The 14,310-nt window shown below is 35.4% G+C and carries 9 protein-coding genes; all 9 read right to left on the reverse strand.

Going from position 1 to position 14,310, the window contains the following annotated elements:
* Positions 1-5: 5 nt before the first annotated feature.
* A complete protein-coding gene (locus BN3326_RS09540; protein WP_069998964.1) occupies positions 6-2,021 on the reverse strand; it encodes an alginate lyase family protein in 2,016 nt (671 codons plus the stop codon).
* A gap of 28 nt (positions 2,022-2,049) precedes the next feature.
* Entirely contained in the window at positions 2,050-3,885 is a 1,836-nt protein-coding gene (locus BN3326_RS09545; protein WP_069998965.1) for a heparinase II/III domain-containing protein, read from the reverse strand.
* Between the two features lie 703 nt (positions 3,886-4,588).
* Positions 4,589-5,758 (reverse strand): DUF2264 domain-containing protein, encoded by a 1,170-nt coding sequence (locus BN3326_RS09550; protein WP_069998966.1) that lies wholly within the window; start codon positions 5,756-5,758, stop codon positions 4,589-4,591.
* A gap of 10 nt (positions 5,759-5,768) precedes the next feature.
* Positions 5,769-6,911 (reverse strand): glycoside hydrolase family 88 protein, encoded by a 1,143-nt coding sequence (locus tag BN3326_RS09555; RefSeq protein ID WP_069998967.1) that lies wholly within the window; start codon positions 6,909-6,911, stop codon positions 5,769-5,771.
* Positions 6,912-7,334: 423 nt separating this feature from the next.
* On the reverse strand, positions 7,335-8,162 hold the full coding sequence (locus BN3326_RS09560; RefSeq protein ID WP_069999388.1) for a carbohydrate ABC transporter permease: 828 nt from the start codon (positions 8,160-8,162) through the stop codon (positions 7,335-7,337).
* Positions 8,163-8,234: 72 nt separating this feature from the next.
* Positions 8,235-9,125, reverse strand: a complete 891-nt coding sequence (locus BN3326_RS09565; protein ID WP_069998968.1) for a carbohydrate ABC transporter permease — start codon at positions 9,123-9,125, stop codon at positions 8,235-8,237.
* A 124-nt stretch (positions 9,126-9,249) separates the two neighbouring features.
* Positions 9,250-10,605 carry an ABC transporter substrate-binding protein gene (locus BN3326_RS09570; RefSeq protein ID WP_083258622.1) on the reverse strand — a complete coding sequence of 452 codons (1,356 nt, stop codon included), beginning with the start codon at positions 10,603-10,605 and terminating at the stop codon, positions 9,250-9,252.
* A gap of 265 nt (positions 10,606-10,870) precedes the next feature.
* A complete protein-coding gene (locus BN3326_RS09575; RefSeq protein ID WP_069998969.1) occupies positions 10,871-12,493 on the reverse strand; it encodes a response regulator in 1,623 nt (540 codons plus the stop codon).
* On the reverse strand, positions 12,486-14,300 hold the full coding sequence (locus BN3326_RS09580) for a sensor histidine kinase (RefSeq protein ID WP_069998970.1): 1,815 nt from the start codon (positions 14,298-14,300) through the stop codon (positions 12,486-12,488). The genes BN3326_RS09575 and BN3326_RS09580 overlap by 8 nt, the downstream gene beginning before the upstream one ends.
* Positions 14,301-14,310: the final 10 nt, after the last annotated feature.

Consider the following 14,310-nt stretch of genomic DNA (forward strand, 5'->3'; position numbering starts at 1 on the left):
CCTCATTACCATTTTAAAACTGTCCCAATACGCTCTTCACCTTGAGTTCGGTCAAATACTACAACCTGCCCAAAGCCAATGCATCCGTCTGCATAAAATGTATCTGTTGGTGAGGCATACTCTTGGTGTGCAACCACAACGGTATAAGCTTGATCTCCTTTATGAATAGTGACAGCTTCAATAACATCATCGGCAAAGGTAATATGTTTAAAATTAGACTTCACTTCTAACTTTTCTACTTGAATTTCTTCTGGTACTAATGGATTTGATATGCCAATTACTGAAATTACAGACTTGAACCCTTTCCCTTCAATCTGTGTCACGAGAGCTAAGTTTTCTTCATAATGGTTATAATGTCTGGAAACCTGAGATGCTCTTAGCTGTTTTTCAATACCTGGCGTTGCAAAAACGAGCTCTGCTCTGTTTTTTTCGCTCGTATAAATCACGTTTTCTTTACACGATACCGTCCCTGCATTGTTAAAGTGGAAATATTGTTGATATTTATGTTCAGTAGAAGCATAAAATTCATCTACCAAAACATATATATCCGGCTTGATATAAATGATTTTACGATTTACAAAAACACCGCCGCCAACAAGAGACATATATCCCAGATGGCCACCCTCTGCATAGTCATACGCTTTATCAAAATAATGTCTTTGATTAGCAGCTTGTGCAAGTTTAGAGCATTCCCAAGGATCTTTACATACCGTAAAGTCTAGACCATCTACTGTTATTGTATTATGGGCAGCTGGATCCTTAAATAAATAGCGCTCTGGCTTATCAACATAGGTATACCGGCCAGCATCAATCAATATATCTTCGCCATTTGCAAAAAGATCTATGTGCAGTTTATCAGAGTGGCCATGTCCAGCCCCTAACGTTCCACAATGAAAATGCATAAAATAAGCATTCTCACTCCAGTCTGAACGCATGTAAATATTCCCACTGTCCAATAAAGCATGCGCTGTATCCTTTGGCATTTCAGCTAAGATAGTCTTGTACTCTTCTACGGCCTTCATTCCCAGATCCCAAATACAATCAAAATCAAAAGTCCCATAGCCACCAAATTTCAAAATGGGATCCTTAAACAGATAAGCCCCTTTTGTAATGATATCTCGTACATCAATATCATCACTGTCACCTTGCATAATTTCATGGTGATTTGGTTTTTTCCAGTATAGATTAACCTCACACATCGCTTTAACCTTTTCAAGTATAAGATCTGGTAAAATAATGTTATTACGCTGTGCCAGTATAAGTATATCTAAATAGCAGTGGTTAACTTCATTATGATACATAGGTGACTGCTCCCAGTGCGTACCATCCCTATAAACTTGAATCTTTATTTCTTCTGTTAGTCTTTCAATGGCTGTTTGAACGTACTCTTTTGTCCTCTTAGATTGTGGTAAAAAAACACCCGCCATAAACAAACCGTGGTTTTGTAAAATTCCCCAGTTGCTCATTAACCTAAATGTATCATAAACTTCCATCAGGTACTCTGCATGATCTGTAATAGCATCAAAAAACTTACTGCATACCTCTTCCGTTAAGTGCGTACTGTTTTCAAAATAACAGAAGGCCTTCAGCCAATACTCTAAGCGAAGCCCCGCTTCAATGGTCCGCCATGCAAGTTTACATTTTTCATCTTTTCGCTTCACACGATCTATCCAGTTACACAACTGGTGGACAAAGATTTTAGCATACTTTTCATCTTTAGTCATCACATACGCCTGCCCAAGGCAAATAAAAAATCGGTGTCTATTAAAGGCATAAATCCATTCTGGGTCATCAGCCGGCATATGCATCCAGTCAATTTCTCCATCAAATACTACTGGTTCATAAGTTCTTTCCATATCCCAACGTAAGTTGAATAAGTATGATTGATTACAAACATCGTCTGCAATCTCAATGATTTTACGGACTTCTTCTTCACAATACGTCTTGACGTAGTTTGCGATTTCATCCGGCTGATCTATAAAAAAACAGTGCTTCCTCGCAAAAAATTCATTTTTAAGCATAATTATTCCCTTCTTCCATTTATCCCTACTATTTTCTATATACAACTTTTATACAAATATCAATGCACTTCTCGAGTCCTACATGATATTTAATAATAATACGATCAACTTCTTTCTCCACGGAAAAATGATTTCTATATTTTTCTCGTATGATCTCACATGTTGCTTGAGGATCAAAAGATATATATGCATCTAGCTGATTGCCGCTTATTTTAACTTGCCCCGGTTTGACTTGTGCAGCATCTAGATGAGTAATAAAAACTTCTTCTACTCTATTTCCTTCATTTGTAAATTTAAACGTATCTATAAGATTTAATACTAATCCCTCAGCCTGCCAGTTAAAGGTTCGATGGTATTTATCAAGCTGCGGGCTAAGATACGCTTCCTTTAAATCTAACTGCATCATAGCGCTTTCATGCTTTGCTGCTTCTACAACAACATAGCTTCTATGTTCTTTCCCTGCTATTTGATAGGTATTATTAATTACAGGAACTGAATGACCCTTCGATGAGGCGTGTAAAAATTCATATCGCTTTTTACTAAAAAAATCTCTAACATATTCCGGGGCCCCTAAATCGCAAAAAATAGTCTCACCATGACAGTGTAAAATAAAGTGACCTAAGTCATTATGGTTATGGGGTTCATCATTATGTCCGCCTTTTACTGCAAAAGCACAAAACCGCCCTTTTTGATCTACTGTTCTACTAATAAACCACTGACTTTCTTCAAAAAAATAATCTCCTGTTTTTATAGACTGCGACACACTAGGGACAAAATCTAAACTCCAAAAAACGTTTCTCACCATAAGTGCCCATTTACTGGTATGATCTCTTGAAATGCTATTCTCTTGAGGGAATATATAACTTTCACCCTCAAAAGTCTTTGTTAAATAGTTAAGGATCCCGTATTCCCCAGGCCATTTATCCCCAGGTGTATCCGAAAAGTTAATTGTTTCTTGATTTGGAAACTGTAAATACCTGGGCAGCTCTGCTATCTTTTTTATCTTACTATCTCTATACATTAAGTCTACTCTGCCACAAGTTCTTTCTTTAAGAAGCTGTGCAAAATAAATGTAAAAACTAAATCCATATTGCCAATATCCAAGCCCCTCAGTAGTGACTCCATCTTTATCAAATCCCTCAATATACGCATCCATACTGCCAATAATGCGGTGCAGAAATTTTGCAAGTCTAGGGCCATCTTTGACTGTATAAATAGCCGTACACCCTATAGCTCCTGCACATACCGAAGACCAATTCATCTGCCAATCTTCCCATCTAAAAGTTCTCTTTTCATAAGAGTCAATAATTCTTCTGTCAATCTCCTTCTCGATACGATATACCAATAAAGGATGAAGCTTATCCTTTAAAAGAGACAAAATCTCAGCAAAATAAAAACCTGTTTCTGCAGCAAATAAAGCTATATCTTCATCAGCCTCTACGCCTGCTTTTGCTATGTCTTCCCGAGTAAGCGGCACATGTGCCGGCAGCTCCCATGAATACTCATTACACCAAGACCAAAGTCTTTCCTCTATAGCTTCTATAAATCTATCTTTTCTTTCTATAACTTCTGCAAGTACCAAAGTATGAAGTTCTTTTTTACTTTCAAAAAAGAGGGTTTCATAATTGATTCTATTCCCATTCTGCAAAAAATCTATAAAGCGCCTAAAAGGTAGATCTATAATTGGCTTTTGCTTAATAGCTTCTGCATCCTTAATAACATCTTTTATAATATGGGCTGTTACAGGGCTTTCCTGTGCTTTTATGATATTATCTTTAGTTCTTATCTCAGGAAATAATGTATAGCCATGTGCATCGCCGTACTTCAGGGCCTCTCGTATTTCAAATAAGCTAATACTCCGCACGATCTTCCCTCCTGACTTTTAAAAAATTAGTTGGTTGTATAGCTGTGAAACTTTGGATTATCAAAGTTTATAATTTATACTTATATTTTTTATAGACAGTTCCGCCAGGGAGTGAGGGGGCTTTTTAAGATCTCCACGCCTACCCACAGCCAACCCGAGTCGATCTGAAAAAGCCCCCTCACTCCCTAGCTATCGTTTCTCAATTTAAAGTAAAATAATAAAACATATCTTGAGCTTGATTTGCTTTTTGAATATTTAGTCCTCACCTTTTAAATAATTAACTTTCTCAATCTAGAATTTCCAACACCTAGCAATGAGGGAAGGGATATCTTTTGGGTCAATTCGGATTGGCGTGGCAGACTGTCCTAAAACTAATTCAAATCTCAATAATTCAAAGCTTAGCAGGGGAGATTTTAGGGTTCGGAAGTTGCCTCTGTAGTATTTCGTTAAGAAAATCTTAGCAGTTTATTCAAATGGTTTTTAGGGAGACTGTTTGAGCTCAGCGAGTTTCGACCGTTCATTTGAAGAAAGTGCTTAGATTTTTAGAAATACGCAAGCGAGTAACTGGAGAACCCTAAAATTCTCCTGCGGATCTATTGATAACTATTAGCAGTAGTTTTCGAACAGTCTGATGGGTTAGCATGGAGCCACAGATGATATTCCTCTCCCTTCTGCGACCCCAAATCAGAATCTTATTATCCCCTTATTTCTCTAACGCATGGTCAGGTTGTATATCCTTACCTTGCCATAACTTCTCCATAGTAATCTCTTGATCCTCATCATTCCAGAAGTCACTCTCATCATCTAATCCTAGACTTAAAAATACTGCGGTGCATAAGTATAAACTGCCTGTAGAAATATAAACTTCTCCTAGACTAGGCTGATTACCATATAATCCAATATTCAGCCACCCATCCTCATCAAACGTGGTAGATGCTTCTAGGCACTTAATAATCACCTTTGTTAATCCACAGCGTACTTGCCCCGCTGTAATCTCTTCTGGCAGCTTTTCTAGCCACGCCATAACAGCTAAGTGGTGAAAGGCCCCCATTCTATAAGTGATAGATCTGCCATGAGGATTAAAGCTTCCATCTGGATGAATAGACATTTCCTGTATTCTGGAATAGCGCTTAGCACGTTCAAGAACTTTGGGATAATGTGCATTAAAATCTCTGTAATCATCTTTAATAGTTTCTAATATTTCTACAAGAAATGGTTGAATAACATAGCTGTTATAGTAGTCTAAGTGAAAATCTTTGCCATCACTATAAAGGCCATCTCCCATATACCAAGCTTCCATTTGCTTATAACCGTAGTCTATTCTGACAATGTCATAGTCCTCTCCTACTGTATAAAAGAAGGCTTCTATCATACTGCTAAATAAAATCCAATTACAGTAATAAGGCTGTATTTCCCTTGTTTCTTTAAAATATGTAATTATTTTCTTTTGTGTTTTTATATTTAATGAATCCCATAAAGATTCTTTTGCCCTTATTAAAGCACCCGCTAAAAAAGCTGTATCAACCAGTACTTGAGGCAAAAGCTTTCCTTCTTTTTTGATATAAACGAAATCATTGGCGTCTTCATCTACTGCATTTGCAATAGCCTTAAGTGCTAGTTTTAAATAATACTGCTGCTTTTGCCGCTCCTCATCACTTATAGCCTTTGCATTAAACCATGGGGCCATACCGTAAAGTGTCCGGCTTAAGGCTTCTAAATAAGTACAATACTCCCGATCATGGGCTTCTTTATGTTTTTTGATTGGCATATTACATTTTAATGTATCATTTGCCATGTTATATAAAACTGGGTGAGCAATCTTAATGAGACTATCAACCCATATCCTTCTGGTCTTTGCTGTTTGTTCATTCATATTCTGATCCCTACCAATACATTTTCCAGTCTTTACGCCACATTCTCATCAAAGCTTCCATGTAAAAATAATCTCCCCATATTACACACTCATCTACCCCCTCAGGCGTACAAGTATTATATGGTGTTTTTTTAGAATACGTAGCATGATAAAGAAGTCCTGTCGTTTCATCTTCTGAGGATGCACTGTAGTTCTCAATAAGCGCCTGCATCAACTGCTTAGCATCTCTATTCAGCTCTTGTATTTGCTTTTCCTCCACAAGATGTTTTTTCATCTCCAAAAGCCCGCAGATTGCAATAGCTGAGGCTGAAGAATCCCTGGGTTCATCTCCTTCTTTAAAAATGAGATCCCAGTATGGCACAAAATCTTCTGGCAGGTTACTTATAAAGTAATCTTTAACCTTAAAAAAGTCCTCTGCAAACTTTTCATCTTTGGTTACCAAATAACTTAGTACAGTACCATAAATACCCCATGCCTGCCCCCTTGCCCAAGCTGAGGTATCATTATACCCTTGGCAAGTTGCCCCATGAGAAGGTGCTCCTGTCTTTTTATCGAAAAAGTAAGTATGGAAAGTTGAGTGATCTTCACGAATCACATACTTTAAGGCTGTTTTTGCATGGGTATAGGCAATATCATAATAATGTTTATCTCCTGTTACCTCACTGGCCCAATATAAAAGCGGCAGGTTTAATAAACAATCAATAATAAGACGGTAATTATCTTCTGCATCAAGCGCCCCCCAAGCTTGAATAAAGCCACCTTTTTCTCTGTAGCGCCCTATAAGTAAATCCGCAGCTCTCAGAGCCGTTTCTTTACTCATTTCATCTCCTGTAATCTTATAACTTGCCACACAGGATAAAGAATAAAGAAATCCTAGATCATGGGTTTCAAGCTCTATTTCCTGATCCAAACGCTCTTTGAAGCTTACTACATTTTCGAGGGCAACTTCTTTAAAAATCTCCTCGCCTGTATATTCATAACAAAGCCACAAGATACCCGTATAAAACCCATTGGTCCAGTGATTGTTCTCTATTGCTTTATAAATATTGTTTTCACTAAAGGCATTAGGGAACTGTCCTCTAAAACGATCCAAATTTTTTCTCGTAATCTCCACACAACGATCTAATGCTTCTTTTAATATAATCTGATCCATACTTCCTCCCTCATCTATTTAGTTAGTCCGTTATTTATTCAATTTATAAGCTTAATCTTAGATAACTTTTATTTATCTCTTTTCAAGTTTTTTATATTTCCTTATTCTTTTAAATCTTTTATATGCTTTTATTTCTTATTTGTTTTTATCTTTTCTTTTCTCTTCTCTAAAGCTTTGTAATATCTTTTAACGTATGAGACGGCCAGCAAGAAGATTTTAGGGTTTGGAAGTTGCCTGTGAGCATTTCGTTAAGAAAATCTTAGCAGTTTATTCAAATGGCATTTAGCCGCACTGTCTGAGCGCAGCGAGTTTGCGGCGTTCATTTGAAGAAAGTGCTTAGATTTTTAGAAATACGCAACCGAGCAACTGAAAAACCCTAAAATCTTCTTGCAACTCCATTCGATTATATTACACAGCCCCTTCCTACCCTTTTAGTCCGCTTGTTGCAATGCCTTCTATGAAAAATCTCTGCATAAACAAGAAGAGTATAAAAACAGGGACAAGCGATACAAGTGCTGCTGCCATAATGAGGTTATAATCTGCTGAATACTGCGTGATAAACATCCTTAGACCTAGCTGGATTGTTTTCATTTCAGTTGAATTCAGATAAATCATCGGCCCCATATAGTCATTCCATACCGTTACAAAACTAAAAATAGTAAGGGTTGCAATAGCTGGTTTAGACAGTGGCAAAATAATTCTCCAGTAGATTCCATATTCATTTAAGCCATCGATCCGTGCTGATTCAGACAACTCATTGGGTATGCTTAAATAAAACTGTCTCATTAGAAATACACCAAAGGCTGTAAACGCTTGTAATAAAATAATAGCAGTATGCGTATCTGCCAGATTAAATCTTCTCATCATAATAAATTGTGGTACCATATAAACTTGCCAAGGCACTGCAATGGTGCCTACATAAGCTAAAAACAGCGCATCTCTGCCTGTAAAATTCATCTTAGCAAAGGCATAAGCCGCAAAGCTGCTTGTTAAGAGCTGCAAAATAGTAATAATAAAAGTTAATTTTACTGTATTCTTAAAAAAGGTTATGAGCGGAATTTTAGTCCATATAGTCAGATAATTCTCCCACTTGGCTTCTTTAGGTATCCACTCCATAGGCAGTGAAAATACGTCATGACTAACTTTAAGAGATGAAGAAACCATCCAGAGAAACGGTAAAATAATGAGTACCGAAAGAAGTGCCAGCACTATGTATATGCCTATTGTCTGAAGTTGTTTATCCTTTTTCATTGATCCTGTAAGGCTTTTTAACTTGCTATTTTTCATTGTGCTAAATAGTGTTTCCATTTATGTCCTCCATTCTTACATATAGCTAACCCATTTTTTTTCTGCTCTAAACTGTATAAAGGTAATGATAATAACAACAAAGAATAGTACCATAGATATGGCGCTAGAATAACCAAATTGGTAGTGTGTAAAAGCTTGATTATAAATATGGTAAACCAATACATTGGTTGCCCGGCCTGGTCCTCCATCTGTCATAACTGAAATCATATCAAACACCTTAAAGCATTGTATCGTAAGCATAATGCTTACAAAGAATGTTGTAGGAGTAAGCATAGGCAGTGTAATATACTTAAACTTTTCCCATCCACTGGCACCATCAACAGCTGCTGCTTCATAGAGTTCTCCTGGGATCCCTTGAAGTCCTGCTAAGTATAAAATCATATAATAACCCATACTCTTCCATACACTGACTAAAATAATAGCCGGCATAGCCCATGTAATGGACGAAGTCCACCCCGGCGGATTTTCAATACCAAGTTTCATGAGCATTTGGTTAACAGGCCCTACTGTTGGATGCAGCAACATGTTCCATACCACTGCAACTGCTACTAAAGAAGCTACGTGAGGAAAGAAAAATAACGCTCTGAAGAAATTAGTCCCTTTAAGTTTTTGATTCAAAATAAAAGCTAATCCCAAAGATGCAACCATAGTAAGTGGTACTGTCCCCACTGCATAATAGATGGTATTAATAAGTGAAATTTTAAAAGTTTCATCTGTAAATAGCTTTGCAAAATTCTTAAGCCCAACAAAAACCATGGGGTTGGCAGAGTCCCACTCCACAAAGCTTAGTCCAAAAGAGAATATAATTGGAGCAAAAGTGAAAATTAAAAATCCTAAAAGATTAGGTACTAAAAAAGAGTATGCTACGAGATTATTTCTAAGTTTCATGTTTTTTATTTTATTCATGTTGTTTTATGCTAGAGTGTCTAGCATCCCCCTTTCATTGTAATTAAATGTTAAGTAAAAATATGCCTTGCCTTGCAATGACATGCAATGACAAAGCATACTTTATAAATACTAGTTAGAGCTATTATTTAAGTACTTCCTGAACACGTTTATTCATATTCGCAATACCCTGGTCAAGACCAATTGCTCCTAACATGATAAGTTCATGCTCTTCTTTTAATACTTTTTCTACTGCTGCTGAATCTGGATGTGGTGGCATTTCAAGCGTTACTTTTTTAACCTCTAATGCAGGTTTGCATTCTTGTGGGAATCCATCTATACTGCTGAATGTATTAAGAATGTCTGGTGTTTTGTAAGCTGGTAATGTACCAAGGTCTGCAAGCACTTTTGCACCTGGTTCTGTTGAAATAAATTTAATAAATTCCCAAGCAGCATCTGGATTTTTAGAATTTTTATTAATAGCCATTGGTGTAACATTTCCGATACTTTCTCCGGCTTGTTGTCCATCCATATGTGGTACTTTTGTAAAGCCCCAGTTGACATCTGTTTCACCTTTGTTTTTAGTATTAATAATCATATTGATAAACCAAGTTCCCATTGGAATCATTGCAACTTGTTCCTTATAGAAAGGACCGCTGTAGTGAACATTAGCTGTTTTTAAAGATCCAAATTCCATTATTGACTTATCTTCATTTTGCATCCCTAAGGCTACTTCAAAAGCTGGTTTTAAGAAATCATATTCACCATCCATAAGAGAATGCTTACCGTCTGTATAAGCCCAGCTAAGTATTGCAGATAACCAAGTATGTGCATGTGCCCCATAAACTTTATCATTACCGGTACCCGATGTAAGCTTTTTAGCTAGCTCTCGGTATTCATTCCAAGTCATATCATCTGATGGATAAGAGAGTCCCGCTGCATCAAATATATCTTTATTATAGTAAAGAAGCCAGTAGTCACTTCTAAAAGGTAATGCATAAAGTTTATTATCCACTTTTATACTTTCATCTACACCTGCATAAGGTACCATATCTATATTATCTTTTGCAATATAATCATCAAGCGGAATGATCTGATTTTTAGCAATCATACTTGAATAAGTTGGCATATCTTTAACTGTAAATACATCTGTATCATCTCCTGATGCAAGCATAATAGGTGTTTTAGCCGTGTAGTCTGCTGAAGGAATATCTATTACTTGTACTTTTACCCCTGGATTGGCTGCTTCAAACGCTTCTACAACCTTTCCCCAATAATCAGTTGTTCCATAATCCCACACTGCAAACTTGATCGTCTTAACTTCATCTGTCTTTTCTCCAGGTTTTGCTGGCGCCTCTTTAGTTGTGCTATCCGCAGGCTTACTAGCTTCTGCACTGGCACTGGTACTTCCTTTAGATGCACAGCCTGCTAATGCTCCAGATGCAATAGTTACTGCACATAATGATGCAAATACTTTCATAAGTCTTGATTTTCTTGACATATTTATGTCCCCCTTTATGAATTATGAACAATTTCATAGTTAAATTATAGATTTTATTTATCTATCTTTGAATGTTTTTTAGACCTATATGATGTTTAATTATTAAATGATTTACAAAATCTATCTTTTAAAATTGTTGATTCATCCAAATACCCCGTTTTATTTTTAACTTTCCTAGATTATTTTAATATTACTCAAACAATTAGATCCTGATGCAAGCTTTATAGGTAAAAAAATTGCAGGTTTTAAAACCTGCAGCTTTAATCTATCCCTTACACATAAATTCTGTAGGTGTCATAGATGCAACCTTTTTAAAAAGCTTGCTGAAATAATACGGATCATCATAACCAAGCTTGGCTGATACTTCATAAATTTTATAGTTATCTTCTTTCAACAGCTTTTTAGCTTCACTAATTTTAACCTCTGCTACGTAATCTGAAAAAGATTTGCCTTCTACTTTTTTAAAAATGGTACTTAGATACCCTGAACTAATTTCTAATTTTTCTGCAACCTCCGGCAAAGTCATTTTGACATAAATATTTTGATTAATATACTGTTTAGCTTTTTTAACTTTAATATTCGCCACATCTAAATACTTCTGATTAATAAACTGACTGATGCCACTCTGCAGTTTCTTAATCCATAAAACAACCTCACCTATGGTAGTAAAAGCTTGAATGTTTTCAAATTCTGTATAGTCTTTATCAAAGGTCTCTTTAATAATCATTTCTCCATTTGGCCCTAAAACCGTTACAATATAAACAAGCTTATAGCAGATCTCATAAGCATTTTGTCTAGATACACAGTGATTAAATCGGTCATAGATCGTTTCAAACAACTCGTTAAGCAGCTTTTCATCTCCCGTATCCATAGCAGCTATAAGGCTTTCTTTTAAATCTAATATGTCAACTTTATTGCAGTTTTTTGCATCCTGTTTTGCTTGGTCACTATAAAAATAAATAGGTAGCTTTTCATCTGTTATAATAAGTTTTACAGCTTCCATGCTTTCCTTAAAAGCATCATTAAGCCCCAGCAGGTTATCATATACACGACTTACGCCTATAACAGCCATTTTGTTAAAATACTGCTTAATCATCTGCAAAAGTTTTTCTCCCAAACTACCTATGAACTCTTTATAGAGTACCTCATCGGTTAAATAGGCTTTATTAAGCTCAACAAACACGATCAACTCTTTCTCTGTTCTTAGAAATACATACCCCTTTCCAAAATTAGATAATGTATCCTGACACATATTGACCAAATAAAAAGATGTCATATCATTCATTTGCGCCTCTTGTTTTGTCTCTGGTTTGACAAGTCTAATACAGTTTAGGGCATAAGTTAAGTTTTCATTCATCCCTAATCCTTTTATATCTTTTCGAATAGATTTTTTATCTTTTAAATCAATCATACCCAGCATTAATTTTCTAATAAAATCCTGTTTCAGCGTCTTTTTATTGCTGATAAGATATTGCTTAAGTTCTTCATCTTTTGATTTTTCTTTTGCATTTTCACTTAATTCTTCTCTGAGCTTAATAAGTAACTCACTCAGTTCTTTTTCATTTAAATTAAGCTTAATAAGGTAATCCATCGCCCCAAGCTTCATTACCTGCTTAACTAAGTTAAACTCATCATAGCTACTTAGTACAATAAACTTAATATTTATCCCTCTTGCTTTACACTTTTCAATCATCTGAATGCCATCCATAATCGGCATCTTAATGTCTGTAATGACTATATCCGGTCTATAATGAATGATATGATCTAGGCCTTCTTGTCCATTGGTCGCACAAGGCACAAGCGTATAGCCTAGTTCTTCCCACTTAATCATAGATTCAAGTCCTAACCTTACTAAAGGTTCATCATCAACAATCATTGCCTTAAGCATATTCTCCCCCTCCATCTTCCCTTACTTTTTCATAAGGTATGCAAATCTTAACCTCTGTATATAGGCCTTCTTGACTAGTGACTGATAAGCCATATGCTTCACCATAATATATTTTTAGTCTTTCATCAACGTTTTTAATACCTATCGCATTCATGGATGATTTATTATTAGATAGTGGTTCACTAAAGAGCTGTTTGAGCTGTTTTTCATTCATTCCTACCCCATCATCCCTTATAATAATATTGAGATCTTCTCCCACTTTCTTTAAAAAAACATCTATTTTCCCTGTGCCTTGTTTGGGCTCTATACCATGAAAAATGGCATTTTCAATAATAGGCTGCAAAGTAAATTTAATAATACTAGCTGTCGTTAAGTCACTTTCTTCAATATGGTATTCTAAACTAATCTTGCCATTATATCTTATGTTTTGAATACACATATAATCGTCTACTAATAAAAATTCTTCATATACAGGAATTTTATCATCTGTTCCCTTAGAAATGTTTTGCAAAATACTTGCAAGTGCCCCTGTCATATCGCTGATACCTACAGCATTTTGAATGGTTGCCATCCACTTGATACAATTTAAGGTATTATATAAAAAGTGAGGGTTAATTTGATTTTGGAGCATCTTAAACTCCAGATCTTTTTTAACTCTTTCTTCTTCTATGAGCTTATCTACTAAAAAACTAATATTTTCTACCATGTCATTGATGCCTTTACCAATTGTCCCGATCTCATCTTCGCCTTCTGTTGTTTTATCAATCTCAAGTACACCACCGGATATGCTCTTTAAATGGCCCAAAATACCTTTTATAGGCTTTGTAAGCTGGATCGATAAAAAGATGACACTCCCCAACAGGGCTATCGCCGTAAAACATAAAACTGCTATTGTTATATGGGTAAACAGTAATTTACTGGAATAATAAATGTCCAGTGGAGAAGCTTGTATAATAATTAAATGGTTATAGGGATGTTTATAATAATTAATAATATATTCCTTATTACCGATCATCGTTTTAATATATTTTTGTTTATCATTATATTTGTCTTTAGCCAGAATAGTTTCAACATACTCCCTGTCTAAAAAATTTTGACCTATGTACATAGCTTTTTGATGTGCAACACACTGACCCTTGTCATTGATAATAAATAATTCATCACCATTTGGAATCTCAAATTGATTAAATACACTTGAAATAAGATTGCTTTGAAAAAATAAAATACTCTTGCCTATAGGCTTTTCACTCATGCTGCTGACGATATCTCTGGATATTGGAAATACATAAGTGTTTTTATGATATTTTTCTGGGCTTATAACCAGATCTGTAATTTTAGCATCTTGATAAAGCTCAAACCATTTCTTATTTTTAACACTATCGGCATCTATTACGGATGTATCATCTCCAAGCTGAAGTTCAACCCCATTATTGCCTGTAATAAGAATTTTAGAAAGGCTACTATCTGTAAAACTATTTAAAATATATTCCTGAGCATATTTGTTAAAATTAATAATATCAACATTACGTTTAATATCATCTTCATACTGCGTCGTTAATACCTGATCAAGCTGCTTATTGGAATAAAACCAAAAAGATACCTTCTCAATACGCGTTAACTGCTTATCTACATTTGTCATAATGTATTTAATATTCTTTTGGTTTTCTTCAACAAAATTTTCGAAGTTTCTTTTTTCAAATACACTCATATAAATAATACTTAAAATAATAATAGGGGTAATACCTACAAATGTAAAACATAAGACCATCCTATTTTTAAACGTTTTAGCGGATAAAATCCCTCTCATAGTTTCTCCT

The sequence above is a fragment of the Cellulosilyticum sp. I15G10I2 genome, from assembly GCF_900095725.1.
Lineage (GTDB): Bacteria > Bacillota > Clostridia > Lachnospirales > Cellulosilyticaceae > FMMP01.